This is a genomic window from Arthrobacter sp. YAF16 (assembly GCF_052113385.1).
Lineage (GTDB): Bacteria > Actinomycetota > Actinomycetes > Actinomycetales > Micrococcaceae > Arthrobacter.
Genome location: NZ_JBFRDC010000002.1, coordinates 270,241 through 283,364 on the forward strand (window position 1 = coordinate 270,241; position 13,124 = coordinate 283,364).

At 68.3% G+C, this 13,124-nt stretch carries 12 protein-coding genes; 2 read left to right on the plus strand and 10 right to left on the minus strand.

Annotated features, from left to right (window positions below):
• Positions 1-37 precede the first annotated feature (37 nt).
• Complete coding sequence (locus AB4Y91_RS08905; RefSeq protein WP_441418121.1) at positions 38-730, minus strand: hypothetical protein; 693 nt, start codon at positions 728-730, stop codon at positions 38-40.
• 246 nt (positions 731-976) lie between these two features.
• Between AB4Y91_RS08905 and AB4Y91_RS08910 the strand changes: the two genes are divergently transcribed.
• On the plus strand, positions 977-1,813 hold the full coding sequence (locus AB4Y91_RS08910) for an A/G-specific adenine glycosylase (RefSeq protein ID WP_441418181.1): 837 nt from the start codon (positions 977-979) through the stop codon (positions 1,811-1,813).
• Positions 1,814-1,830: 17 nt separating this feature from the next.
• On the opposite strand, the gene dhaM is transcribed toward AB4Y91_RS08910, so the two are convergent.
• From dhaM to AB4Y91_RS08935, 5 genes are all read right to left on the minus strand, one after another.
• Positions 1,831-2,505, minus strand: a complete 675-nt coding sequence (dhaM, locus tag AB4Y91_RS08915; RefSeq protein WP_441418122.1) for a dihydroxyacetone kinase phosphoryl donor subunit DhaM — start codon at positions 2,503-2,505, stop codon at positions 1,831-1,833.
• Positions 2,502-3,128: a dihydroxyacetone kinase subunit DhaL gene (dhaL, locus tag AB4Y91_RS08920; protein WP_441418123.1), complete on the minus strand. Its 627-nt coding sequence runs from the start codon at positions 3,126-3,128 to the stop codon at positions 2,502-2,504. Before dhaL ends, dhaM begins: the two co-directional genes overlap by 4 nt.
• A gap of 2 nt (positions 3,129-3,130) precedes the next feature.
• Entirely contained in the window at positions 3,131-4,132 is a 1,002-nt protein-coding gene (dhaK, locus tag AB4Y91_RS08925) for a dihydroxyacetone kinase subunit DhaK (protein WP_441418124.1), read from the minus strand.
• 397 nt (positions 4,133-4,529) lie between these two features.
• Positions 4,530-5,039: an amino-acid N-acetyltransferase gene (locus AB4Y91_RS08930; RefSeq protein ID WP_441418125.1), complete on the minus strand. Its 510-nt coding sequence runs from the start codon at positions 5,037-5,039 to the stop codon at positions 4,530-4,532.
• Between the two features lie 69 nt (positions 5,040-5,108).
• Positions 5,109-7,235, minus strand: coding sequence for a prolyl oligopeptidase family serine peptidase (locus AB4Y91_RS08935; RefSeq protein WP_441418126.1), 2,127 nt, complete (start codon positions 7,233-7,235; stop codon positions 5,109-5,111).
• Between the two features lie 125 nt (positions 7,236-7,360).
• On the opposite strand from AB4Y91_RS08935, the gene AB4Y91_RS08940 reads away from it, so the two are divergent.
• Positions 7,361-7,804, plus strand: a complete 444-nt coding sequence (locus tag AB4Y91_RS08940; RefSeq protein WP_441418127.1) for a Rieske (2Fe-2S) protein — start codon at positions 7,361-7,363, stop codon at positions 7,802-7,804.
• Between the two features lie 218 nt (positions 7,805-8,022).
• Here AB4Y91_RS08940 and AB4Y91_RS08945 read toward each other — a convergent pair whose 3' ends face one another.
• The 4 genes from AB4Y91_RS08945 to lysS form a co-directional block, all read right to left on the minus strand.
• Complete coding sequence (locus AB4Y91_RS08945; protein ID WP_441418128.1) at positions 8,023-10,515, minus strand: ATP-dependent Clp protease ATP-binding subunit; 2,493 nt, start codon at positions 10,513-10,515, stop codon at positions 8,023-8,025.
• 362 nt (positions 10,516-10,877) lie between these two features.
• Positions 10,878-11,204 carry a histone-like nucleoid-structuring protein Lsr2 gene (locus AB4Y91_RS08950; RefSeq protein WP_441418129.1) on the minus strand — a complete coding sequence of 109 codons (327 nt, stop codon included), beginning with the start codon at positions 11,202-11,204 and terminating at the stop codon, positions 10,878-10,880.
• 137 nt (positions 11,205-11,341) lie between these two features.
• Positions 11,342-11,530 (minus strand): hypothetical protein, encoded by a 189-nt coding sequence (locus AB4Y91_RS08955; protein WP_441418130.1) that lies wholly within the window; start codon positions 11,528-11,530, stop codon positions 11,342-11,344.
• Positions 11,531-11,532: 2 nt separating this feature from the next.
• On the minus strand, positions 11,533-13,062 hold the full coding sequence (lysS, locus tag AB4Y91_RS08960; RefSeq protein WP_175323910.1) for a lysine--tRNA ligase: 1,530 nt from the start codon (positions 13,060-13,062) through the stop codon (positions 11,533-11,535).
• Positions 13,063-13,124 lie beyond the last annotated feature (62 nt).

The following is a 13,124-nucleotide window of genomic DNA, read 5'->3' on the forward strand; positions in this document are numbered from 1 at the left end:
GCCCGCAAAACGGCACCTGCGGAGCAGTCGAAGTGGACTAGCCGAGCTGGAAGACGGCCTTGGGGCTGGTCTTGTTGCCGAGCCTGGCGGTGAAGACGTAGTAGGCACCGCCGCCGCCCGGCTGGGCGTCCACGACCTTGCAGCCCTCAGTGGACCGGTTGCGGTTCCACGGGAAGTTCGCCGTCTCGCTGCCGCCGGGGCGGATGGTCTTGACCAGGTCGCTGCTCTCCGCCTGGCAGTCCCGGGACGAGAAGATCCGGTCCGAGCCGCTGGTGATCAGGTACTCCATCTGCGAGGTCCCAAGGTTGACCTCGCACGAAACCTTGTTGCCGTTGGTGACCTTGAGGGTCAGCAGCGGGTTCTCGCCAGCCGCGTAGGCGGCCTTGTCCGTGGCCGCGGTGACCTTCAGGAGCGTCTCGTCACAGCCAGCTCCCGCCGTCGGCGGGGCCCCGGCGGACGCCTCCGTGCTGGCGGGGGTGCTGCCGGGCTTGGCCGTCTGGGTCGAGTCACCGGACGTGGCCGCCGGTCTTTCGCCGTTGAGGACGCTGGAAATCGCAGCGAAACCGCCGACAGCGAGGGAAAGCACCAGCACCAGGGCGGCTCCGACGAAGAGCCGGCGTCGGCGGTAGACAGGGCTGAGGGGTTTCCGGGCCGGCCTGCCGCTGGTCTTTGCCTTGGCGGAAGCCTTCGGTCCCGAACCGTGCGTTCCTGAGTTGCCTTGCCTGACCATCCTTCTAGGCTAGATAACGCCGCGGGTTATGCCGGCCCACCACGCCGCTGGCCGCACTATGGTGCCCGTCTCTATTAAGCTGGTTCGATCAAAGCCTTAGCCGATTCCCCCGCCCTCCCCGCCGCCGCGGCCCTCCCGCCGGTGCCGGCTGTGCCGCTCGCCGAGCTGCACGCCGCCCTGGACTCCTGGTTTGGTGACACCGCCCGCGATCTGCCCTGGCGGGCGGCGGACTGCTCCGCCTGGGGTGTGCTGGTCAGCGAAATCATGCTCCAGCAGACCCCCGTGGTCCGGGTGCTGCCCGTGTGGGAGGAATGGCTGCGGCGCTGGCCCGCGCCGGCCGATCTCGCCCGGGAGCCCGCCGGGGAGGCTGTCCGGTCCTGGGGCCGGCTGGGGTATCCGCGGCGGGCGCTCCGGCTGCACGCGGCCGCCGCCGCGATCGTGGACAACCATGGCGGCGCGGTTCCCGGCAGTTACCCGGAATTGCTGGAGCTTCCCGGCGTGGGCAGCTACACGGCCGCCGCCGTCGCCGCGTTCGCCTTCGGCGGCAGGGCGACCGTGGTGGACACCAACATCCGCCGGGTCCACGCTCGGCTGTTCACCGGGACCGCGCTGCCGGCGCCGGCCCTGACGGCCGGCGAAATGCGGCTGGCCGCGGAGCTGCTGCCCGACGAAGATGCCGCCTCGGTGCGCTGGAACGCCGCCGTGATGGAGCTGGGGGCGCTGGTCTGCACGGCCCGGGCGCCGAAGTGCGGTCAATGCCCCGTCCGCGGCGCGTGTGCCTGGCTCGCCGCCGGCGAACCTCCCCCCACCTACACGCCAAAGGGGCAGGCCTGGCACGGGACGGACCGTCAGGTGCGCGGAGCCGTGATGGCCGTCCTGCGCCTGGCCGAATCACCGGTGGCCCGCGAACTGCTGGAACAGGCCCCCGCGGACCTAGGCTTCGACGCCGACGGGATCGGGGTCCCGCTCGCGGCGCTGCACCGGCTGAACCCGGCGCCCGAGCAGCTGGAACGGGCCCTTGCCGGGCTGCTCAGCGACGGCCTGGCCGAGCTGCACCCGGGCGGTCTGCGGCTGCCCGGCTGACCTGGTCCCAACTACACCTAGGGCTCGCCGAAGCCTGCCTTGATCAGCCCGCCCAGGTAGTCGACCGCCTTGCCCGCGTCCGCCCCGCTGGCTTCGATGTGCAGCACGGTTCCTTTCCCGGCGCCAAGCATCATAAGTTCCGTCATGGATGCACCGTCGACCCCGTTGATGGTGACGTCGGCATCCATCCCGGCCAGGCCGCCGGCAATCTTCGCCGCGGGCCGCGCGTGCATCCCGGCCTGGTTGACGAGTTCGAAGTCGCCCTGGGCATCCGGCGGCTGCTGGTGCGCGTGTTCGGGCCCGTGCGGGTGGGCCGGGGGGCGGTAGACGGCTTCGGCCGCGTCCTTCACGGTTCCGGCGTCGGCCCCCGTCTGGGCGGAAACGGCTGCCGCGACGAGTCCCTCGATCAGCGGGGCATCGGCCAGCTGGATTGACTCCGGATCGTCGGCGAACTCCACCGCCGATTCCGCTGTCATGACGGCGGAACCGAGGTCGGTGAGCACCACGATGCCGCTTCCCCCGGACGCCCGTTCCAGCGCGGCCATCACCTTCTCCAGGCTGGTTCCGATCCGGCCGTCGTCGGTGCCGCCGGCCGCCACGATCATGACATCGGGCGCCATTTGGGCGGCGAGTTCGACGGCGCCGTCGGCGATCTTTTCGCTGTGCGAGACGACGACGAGCCGGACCGTCATCCGGCGGCCCCCACGGCGGCGCGCAGGATCAGGGCACTGGATACGGCTCCGGGGTCGCGGTGGCCGATGCTGCGCTCCCCCAGGTAGCTGGCGCGGCCCTTCCGGGCCAGCATCGGGTCGGTGGACACGGCGCCGGCCTCGGCCGCAGCGGCCGCCGCGGCCAGGACCTTGAGGACGTCGCCGTCGCCGGCGGCGGCCGCCGAGGCATCCACGGCAGGAGTCCAGGCGTCCACCATCGTCTTGTCACCGGATTCGGCCTTGCCGCGGGCCACGATGCCGTCGCGGGCCGCCTGCAGCGCCGCTGCCAGTGTGGCGGCGTCAATGTCGGCGGCGTCCCCGAGGGCCGTCGCGGCCCGCAGGAAGGCTGTTCCATAGAGCGGCCCGGCGGCGCCGCCCACCTTCGACATCAGGGTCATGGCGGTGAGTTTCAGTGCCGCCCCGGCAGTTTCCGGGGGCGCTTCGGCGAGTTTGTCCATCACGGCCTTGAAGCCGCGGTCCATGTTCTCGCCGTGGTCGGAGTCTCCGATCGGCCGGTCCAGCTCAATGAGTTCGACCCTGTGCTCGGCCATTGCCTCGGCGGAGAGCGTCAGCCACCGCACGGCCCAGCCGACGTCCAGCCCCACGTTCAGACGCCCCAGCGCAGGGCGGCGGTGTGGACGGGCGCGTCCCAGAGCCCGGTCATCTCCTCGTCCAGGCGCAGCACGGTGATGGAGCAGCCCTGCATCTCTAGCGAGGTGATGTAGTTGCCCACCAGCGAGCGCGCCACGGTGACGCCCTGATCCGCGAGCCTTTGCGCGGCCCGGCGGTAGACGATGTACAGCTCGCTTAACGGTGTGCCGCCCATGCCGTTGACGAACAACAGGACCTTCTCCCCCGAGGCGAGGCCAAGGTCGCTGACGACGGGATCCAGCAGGCGGTCGGTGATGCCGTCGACGGGCTCCATCGGAATCTTGTGCCGGCCGGGCTCGCCGTGGATGCCGATGCCAATCTCGATCTCGTTGTCCTCGAGCTCGAAGCTGGGCACTCCGGCGTGCGGCACGGTGCACGCGCTCAGGGCCACGCCCATGCTGCGCACGTTCTGGTTGACGCGGTCACCGATGGCGGCGACGGCGTCGAGGCTGTCGCCGCGTTCGGCGGCGGCGCCAGCGATCTTCTCGACCAGGACGGTTCCGCCGACGCCGCGGCGCCCTGCGGTGTAGAGCGAGTCCTGCACGGCGACGTCGTCGTTGACCAGCACCGTACGGACCTCCACGCCCTCGGCCTGCGCCAGTTCGGCGGCGGTCTCGAAGTTCAGCACGTCGCCGGTGTAGTTCTTCACGATGTGCACGACGCCGGCGCCGGAGTTCACTGCAAGCGTGGCCGGCAGGATCTGGTCCGGGGTGGGCGAGGTGAACACTGCGCCGGGAACCGCGGCGTCGAGCATCCCCAGTCCGACGTAGCCGCCATGCAGGGGCTCGTGGCCGCTGCCGCCGCCGGATACCAGCCCGACTTTTCCTGCCACCGGGGCGTCCTTGCGGACGATGTATTTGGGATCCGGGTAGACAGTCACAAGGTCGGCGTGTGCAAGCCCGAACCCCTCCACTGACTCGTCGACCACGGCCTTGGGATCATTGATGAGTTTCTTCATGGCTGTGCTCCCTGGATGGTTGTCCTGGCTGCTTGCTTAGACCCTACTACCGGGGCCCTGCCAGCGGTAGGCTCCGGGTTCAACCACTGCCGGGACGCTCAGGGCCCGGGTGCAGCCTCCGGCGCGAAGCTCGGCCAGGCGTCCGGACCGAGAGCCACCCGGGGCTGGAGCCGGCGCGCGGCGGCATCGGCGCCCCCGCAGCGGTCGCCACCGGGTGAGTCCGGCTGCACCGGAACGGCGTCCACCGTCATTTGGAATGCGGAGAAATCTGGAAAAATCACGCGATTCTGCAATTTCTGCCTCCGGAAGCTGGCGGCCCGCCCCATCGGGCCGGGATCAGTTTATCCACCAAGTTGATTTGGCGGAAGACCCCGTTTCAGGCAGCTGCGGGAAGCGCCTAGAGCGTCCGGATCATCCGGGTGTTGCCCAGGGTATTGGGCTTGACCCGCGCGAGGTCCAGGAATTCGGCGACGCCTTCATCGTGTGAGCGCAGGAGCTCCGAGTACACCACCGGATCCACGGCCGTCTGGTCCGCCATCACGTCGAAGCCATGCTTCTTGAAGAAGTCCACCTCGAAGGTCAGGCAGAACACGCGGGAGATGCCGAGCGCTTTCGCATCCTCCAGCAGGCGTTCCACCAGCAGGTGTCCGACGCCCTTGCCGCGCCACGCGTCCGAGGTGGCCAGGGTGCGCACCTCCGCCAGGTCCTCCCACATGACGTGCAACGCGCCGCAGCCGATCACCTCGCCGTCGGGCGCTTCGGCGATCCGGAACTCCTGGAGGCTTTCGTAGTACGCGACGGTTTCCTTGGCCATCAGGATCCGCTGGTCGGCCAGGGGTGCCACCAGGGTCTTGATGGCGGCAACGTCGCCGGTGCGGGCAGGGCGGATGCGGATCGTCTCAGTCACAGCCCAATCCTACGGCGCGGGCCCTTGCGCCCCGCCCGGCCTTGGCCGGCCGGGGCGGGGCCGGGCGGCTCAGAGACCGAGCTCGTCCGGCACCGGGATGTCCTTGTCCAGCAGGTTCCTGGCCAGGAAGTGCTCGACGACGCCGTACCAGACCTTGGCGTGCTGCGGCTGCAGGATCCAGTGGTTCTCGTCCGGGAAGTAGAGGAAGCGGTGGTCGGTTTCGCCGTTCTCGTCGGCCGCCAGCTGCGACTTTGAGAGCAGTTCGTACCAGAGCCGCAGCCCCTCGCCGATCGGCACGCGGTAGTCCTTGTCGCCGTGGATGACCAGCATCGGCGTGCGGATCTTCTCCACATGCAGGTGCGGAGAATTCTCCGCGGCCATCTCCGCAGTCATTTCCTTCAGCCAGTACTGCGCTGAGTCCGTGGTCGGGCCGAACTGGTCCAGGGCCCACAGGCTTGCATGCGTGACGATCGCCTTGAACCGGTCCGTGTGGCCTGCCACCCAGTTGGCCATGTAGCCGCCGAATGATCCGCCCATCGCCGCGGTGCGTGTCTCGTCGATGTCGGGGCGCTGCTCGACGGCGTCGGTGATCGCCATCAGGTCCAGGAACGGAGCCTTGCCCCACTCGCCCCAGCCCCGCTGGATGTGATCCTGGCCGTAGCCGGTGGACAGGGCCGGGTCCGGGAGCAGCACCGCGTAGCCCCGGGCCACGAGCAGCCACGGGTTCCAGCGCCAGGTCCAGGCGTTCCAGGAGCCCAGCGGGCCGCCGTGGATCCAGAGCAACAGCGGTGCCGGGTTTCCGGCCGATGCGTCTTCCGGAAGGGCCAGGTAACCGGGCACCCGGCTGCCGTCCGCCGAGGTGGTCTCCACCCGCTCGAGCTTGCCGCGGTAGGCAGGGCGCCCGGCCGGGGCCGGCAGCCGGGTGACGTCGCCGCTGGCGAGGTCGATCCGGACGGCTTCCGCCGGAAATTCGTAGGAACTGCGCAGCGCATAGGCGCTTCGTCCGTCCGGGGAGACGGCGACGTCGGTGTAGGCGGCCGCGTCGGCCGTCAGCCGCACGGGTGCAGCCTCCCCGCCGGCGTTGCCGGGCACGGCGATGCGGAACACCGGCGAAGCCCCGTCTTCATCCGCCGTCACAAGCACGGCCGATCCATCCGGAAGCCAGGCTGCGGGGTGGCCCCAACGGTCCCAGCCTTGCGCGAGCGGCGTCAGCGCCGCATCGCCGCCGTCGCTGTCGCCCGAGACATCGAGGAGGTGCAGCGCGATCCTGGGCGCCTGCTCCGGGGTGGTGTCTGTCTCGCTGAGCACCACCAGGGTCCGGCCGTCGGGGCTGACCGGGCCGGGGAAGTAGCTCATGCCCTCGGTGTCGAGCAGGACCCGGCGGGTGCCGGCGGCGACGTCGACGGCCACGAGCACGGTGCGGGAGTCGGCATTGGCGAGCGGCCGGGTGAAGCTGCTGTAGACCGTCTTCCCGTCCGGGCTGACGGCGATATCCGCCTCACGGAGTCCGTTTCCGGCGTCGGGGGTCAGGTTGCGCAGCTTGACCGGCGGGAGGGCGTCGACCGTCACCGGCTTCCCGGGCTCCGGCTCCGCACCGGGCTCGACGGCGAACAACCGGGGCTGCGCGGGGCCCAGGTCCGCGTCCCAATAGCGCACCGGGTAGCCGCTGTGCAGGATTGCGGCCACCTTGTTGTCCTTGCGGTCCTTGCGGCGCTCCTCGTCGTTTTCCTCGTCGGTGGAACCGGCGAGGACTGACGCCGTGACAAAGAGGGCGTCGGCCTCTTTCGCGGCCAGGAGGCCGCCGATGCCGCCGGCCCGGGAGAGCGCGACGCGGGCCTCTCCGCCGTCGGCCGGGAGGACCCAGAGGGCGTTGACCGGCTCGGCATCCGGGCTCTCGGGGTCCGGGCGCGCGGAAGTGAAGTACAGGCTGCCGTCCGCCGCGAACACGGCGCCGGCCTCGCCCTTGGCACTGCGCGTGATCCGCCGGGCCTGCTTTTTGCCCGCAGGATCCAGCTCCCACAGCGCGGTACGGTATTCGGTGCCCTTGTCGTTGAGCGTGGCCACGGTGGTGACGAGCCGTCCGCCGTCGGGGCTCAGCGCCAGGCCGCTCACCTTCGGGATGGCGAGGTAGTGGTCCAGGTCGTGGAACGGGGTCTCGGGGTGTTCGGCCGGGGTCTGCGTATCGGAAGAAGCCATGCCCCCGATTCAACACCTCTTGTGCGCCGGATCACACCCCGTTCACTCAGAGTGAAACACTGCCTTCATATTCAAAGGTGCCGAAATCGCAGCGGGCTCTCAGGGACTGTTGGCATGATGAGTCCATGAACCCTGAAAAGTCCCTGCCTCGACGCTCCCTGCTGCTCGGTGCCGGCGCCCTGGGCGGCAGCGCCCTGGCCCTCTCGGCCTGCACCGCTTCGCCAACCGACACCCCGGCGACGACGGCGGCCGGCCCCTCTGTTCCGGCCGGCACCGCGGTCAAGGTGGGCAAGCTCAGCGATGTATCGGTGGGCGGCACGGCCACCGGGAAAATCAACGGCAAGACGGTGGTGATCTTCCGGCCGGATGACAAGACCGTCCTGGCGTACGACGCGGCATGCACCCACGCCGGCTGCCCGGTGGCCCCCGCCGGAGAAGACTTCCAGTGCCCGTGCCACGGCTCCTCCTTCAAGGGATCCGACGGCAGCGTGATCAACGGTCCGGCCCAGGCGCCGCTGGCCAGGCTGAAGGCGGCTATCGACGGCGAATGGATCACCGTAACCGCCTGACACGGCCGTCCCACGTCAAATACAAGCGCCCGCGGCAAGCGGCGCCAGCGGCAAGAAGCGCCCGCGGCAAGCGGCGCCAGCGGCAAGAAGCGCCCGCGGCAAGCGGCGCCAGCGGCAAGAAGCGCCCGCGGCAAGCGGCGCCAGCGGCAAAAAGGCCCCGGCCGCCTCCTTGAAGGAAGCGGCCGGGGCCTTTTGCTTGGAACGTTATCGCTTGGCGCCTAGACGCTCGGAGCGATTTCCGGGATGCGCGGCTTGGCGTTGCCGGCGAAGGTGAACTTCGCGTCGTCGCCTTCGCCTTCCACGTCCACCACCACGATGTCGCCGGCGTGCAGTTCGCCGAAGAGGATCTTCTCGGAGAGCTGGTCCTCGATCTCGCGCTGGATGGTGCGGCGCAGCGGCCGGGCACCCATCGCCGGGTCGTAGCCGCGGGTGGCCAGCAGCACCTTGGCCGCGGGCGTGAGCTCGATGCCCATGTCCTTGTCCTTGAGGCGCTTCTCCAGGCGGGTGACGAACAGGTCCACGATCTCGATGATCTCGTCCTGGGTCAGCTGCGGGAACACCACCACGTCGTCAACACGGTTCAGGAACTCGGGGCGGAAGTGCTGCTTGAGCTCCTCCGTGACCCGGGCGCGCATCCGGTTGTAGCCGGTCTGCGTGTCCGTCCCGGACTGGAAGCCGGTGGCGACGCTCTTGGAGATGTCCCGGGTGCCGAGGTTCGTGGTCATGATGATCACGGTGTTCTTGAAGTCCACCACGCGGCCCTGGGAGTCGGTCAGGCGGCCGTCTTCCAGGATCTGCAGCAGCGAGTTGAAGAGGTCGGCGTGCGCCTTCTCCACTTCGTCGAACAGCACCACGGAGAACGGCCGGCGCCGGACCTTCTCGGTCAGCTGGCCGCCTTCCTCGTAGCCCACGTAGCCCGGAGGGGCACCGAAGAGCCGGGAGACGGTGTGCTTCTCCGAGTACTCGGACATGTCCAGCGTGATCAGCGCGTCTTCCTCGCCGAACAGGAACTCCGCGAGGGCCTTGGCCAGTTCGGTCTTGCCGACGCCGGTGGGGCCGGCGAAGATGAACGAGCCGCCCGGACGCTTCGGATCCTTCAGGCCTGCACGGGTACGGCGGATCGCCTGGGACAGGGACCTGATGGCCTCGTTCTGGCCGACCACGCGCTTGTGCAGTTCGTCTTCCATCTTCAGCAGGCGCGAGGATTCTTCCTCGGTCAGCTTGAAGACCGGAATGCCGGTGGAGTTCGCCAGCACCTCGGCGATGAGATCCTCATCCACCTCGGAGATGTCGTCCATGCCGCCGGTCTTCCATTGGCGTTCCTTCTCGGCGCGCTCGGCAATGAGCTTCTGCTCCTTGTCGCGCAGCGAGGCGGCGCCTTCGAAGTCCTGCGCGTCAATCGCGGATTCCTTCTCGAGCTTCATGGCCGCGATCTTCTCGTCCATGACCTTGAGCTCCGGCGGGGCGGTCATCCGGCGGATGCGCAGCCGCGCGCCGGCTTCATCGATCAGGTCGATCGCCTTGTCCGGCAGGAAGCGGTCCGAGATGTAGCGCTCGGAGAGGCTGGCCGCCGAGGCGAGGGCGCCGTCGGTGATCGTGACGCGGTGGTGCGCCTCGTAGCGGTCACGCAGGCCCTTGAGGATCTCGATCGCGTCGGCGACGGAGGGCTCCTTGACCTGGATCGGCTGGAAGCGGCGCTCCAGGGCGGCATCCTTCTCGATGTGCTTGCGGTACTCATCCAGCGTGGTCGCACCGATGGTCTGGAGCTCGCCGCGGGCCAGCATGGGCTTCAGGATCGAAGCCGCATCGATGGCACCTTCGGCAGCACCGGCACCAACCAGGGTGTGGATCTCGTCGATGAAGAGGATGATGTCGCCGCGGGTGCGGATCTCCTTGAGCACCTTCTTCAGGCGCTCTTCGAAGTCACCGCGGTAGCGGGAGCCGGCCACCAGGGACCCGAGGTCCAGGGTGTACAGCTGCTTGTCCTTGATGGTCTCCGGCACGTCGCCGCGGACGATCGCCTGGGCCAGGCCCTCGACGACGGCGGTCTTGCCGACGCCGGGCTCGCCGATCAGCACCGGGTTGTTCTTGGTGCGGCGGGAAAGGACCTGCATGACGCGTTCCATTTCCTGCTCGCGGCCGATCACCGGGTCCAGCTTGTTCTCACGTGCGGCCTGGGTCAGGTTGCGCCCGAACTGGTCGAGGACGACCGAGCCTGCGGGGGTGCCTTCGGCCTGGCCGGAGCCAACGCCGGCACCGGCGGATTCCTTGCCCTGGTAGCCGGAGAGCAGCTGGATGACCTGCTGGCGGACGCGGTTCAGGTCCGCTCCGAGCTTGACCAGCACCTGGGCTGCCACACCTTCACCCTCGCGGATGAGGCCGAGCAGGATGTGCTCGGTGCCGATGTAGTTGTGGCCCAGCTGCAGGGCTTCGCGCAGCGAGAGCTCCAGCACCTTCTTGGCGCGCGGGGTGAAGGGGATGTGGCCGGACGGGGCCTGCTGGCCCTGGCCGATGATCTCCTGCACCTGCTCGCGGACGCCGTCGAGCGAGATGCTCAAGGACTCGAGGGCTTTGGCGGCAACACCTTCACCCTCATGGATCAGACCCAAGAGGATGTGTTCGGTGCCGATGTAATTGTGGTTCAGCATGCGTGCCTCTTCTTGGGCAAGCACAACTACGCGACGGGCACGGTCCGTAAATCGCTCAAACATTTCGCCACACTCCTAGCTACGACGTACTTTGATGCTACGTGGCGGAGTTCGAGATTTGTGGCTTGTTCGCCACGGGGGAAACCCGGACGGGTCCCGGGCGTCACGGCGGTCCGCGGATACCGGCCGGCCGGGGCCCTGCCTCGGCCCCGGTCAGGGCTGCGCTCCCGCCCGGTTACTTCTTCCCAAATCCTGAAGACACGGCGTGTCCTCGGCTTATTGAGGGATTTTCCGGAGGCAACCGGGCGGGAACGCACAGTTGCCGCCAGCACCGGCCGTCCGGACACGACAATGCCCCCGCCGCGGGGGCAGGGGCATGGTCGAAGGAAAGAGGCGAGCCGACGCGCCCTTCCGGGAAGCAGGTACTAGGAATTTGCCTTTTGGTAGGCTTCCTGAATTTCGGCTTGGATACGGCCGCGGCTGTTTACCGCATAGCCGTTGTCCCGGGCCCACTGTCGAATCTGCGCCGAGTCCTGATTGCGGCCGCTCGAAACTTTAGTCCGGGTTGCCCGCCCGGTCGACGTCTTGCGCGCGTGGGCCACGTACTGCTCGACGGCCGAGCGGAGTTCTGATGCGTTGCCCGATGACAGGTCAATTTCATAACTCACGCCATCAAGGCCAAACCGGACAGTTTCGTCCGCGGATCCCCCATCCAGATCATCAACAAGGATGATTTTAACTTTCTGTGCCATAAAAACTCTCTTTTCAAAAGGTCGAGTATTTAGAAAAGCAGGATGTATCTGAAAAAAGTATCCATCCTTTTATGGCCGGGAGTCAAAGCGGAAAAGCCCTTCCAAAGAAAGTCCACAGGAAGGAATAGCCCCAGCTTTTAGCGCTGTTCGGGGGAATGCCCGGTCCCGGGAGCGGGATTTTGCTCCGGCCCGCGGGCTGCCGCCTCCGCCTGGGCGCGGGCCTCGGCCTGGCGCTCGGATTTGTCGGCATTGAAGATTGCCTTCATGGCGAACCAGAAGATGAGCCCGACCACCACGGACGGGAGCAGGACGGCAATGTATTCCATGATCAGTGGCCTTCGGGCTTCAGCAGCGGGAAGAGAATGGTCTCGCGGATGCCGGCGCCGGTGAAGAGCATGACCAGCCGGTCGATGCCCAGTCCGATGCCGCCCATCGGCGGGGCGCCGTACTCGAGGGCGCGGAGGAAGTCCTCGTCCAGCTGCATGGCTTCGACGTCGCCGGCGGCGGAGCGGCGGGACTGCTCGGTGAGGCGTTCGCGCTGGATGACCGGGTCGATCAGTTCGGAGAAGGCGGTGCCGCGCTCCATCCCGCCGATGATCAGGTCCCACGCTTCGATCAGCCGGTTGTCCTCGCGGTGGTGGCGGGCCAGCGGCTGCGCGGAGGGCGGGTAGTCATAGACGAAAGTCGGGTTGAGCAGGGTCGGTTCGACCAGCTCGCCGAAGAGCTCGACCACGAGCTTCTCGGCGTCCCAGGCCGCGTCGACCTTGACCTCGTGCTTGGCGGCGATGGCCAGCAGTTCCTCGACGGGGGTTTCCGGGGTGATGTCCTGGCCCACGAAGTCGGAGAGTCCCGGGTACACGGCCATCCAGGCCCAGTCGCCGTCGAGGTTGATCTCGCCGGCCTCGGTCTGCAGCACGCGGCCCACCCCGGCGGCGTCGGCGGCGTCCAGGATGATCTCCTTGATGCGGTCCGCCATGACGAACTGGTCGGCCCAGGCCTCGTAGCTCTCCAGGGTGGTGAATTCGGGGCTGTGGGTCGAGTCCACGCCCTCGTTGCGGAAGACCCGGCCCATGTCATAGACCCGGTCGATGCCGCCGACCACCGTGCGCTTGAGGTACAGCTCGGTGGCGATCCGCAGCGTCATCTTCTGGTCAAAAGCGTTCATGTGCGTCTCGAACGGGCGGGCCGTGGCGCCGCCGTGCACCAGCTGCAGCATCGGCGTCTCCACCTCGACGTAGCCCTGGCGGTGCAGGGTTTCGCGGATGGAACGCGTGATCGCGGCCCGGGTGTAGACCATTTCGCGGGCCTCGTCGCGGACAATCAGGTCCACATAGCGCTGGCGGACGCGGGTTTCCTCGTTGAGCTCCGCGTGCAGCACCGGCAGCGGCCGCAGCGCCTTGGACGCCATGGACCAGGATTCGGCCATCACGGAGAGCTCGCCGCGGCGGGAGGAGATGACCTCGCCCTTGATGAAGACGTGGTCGCCGAGGTCCACGAGGGACTTCCAGTCCGCGAGCGCTTCCTCGCCGATGTTGGCCAGGCTCAGCATGACCTGCAGCCGGACGGCCTTGCCGTCGAGGCCGCCCTCCTGGAGGGTGGCGAAGCAGAGCTTACCGGTGTTGCGGATGAAGACAATGCGGCCGGTCACGCCGACGACGTCGCCGGTGGTCTCGTCGGCCACGAGGTGCGCGTACTTTTCGCGGATCTCCGTCAGTGAGTGCGTGCGCTCGACTCCCACCGGGTACGCCTCGATGCCACGTTCGATCAGCTTGGCGCGCTTTTCCATGCGGACCAGCGTCTGCTCGCTGGCGTCGGAGTGCTCGGCGGTGTTCGGGGCGGGGGTGTTTTGGGAAGTCACAATCCCCAAGTTTACCGGGCATCCGGCCCCCTCCGGTGCGGCAGGCGCGGGAATGGACCGGG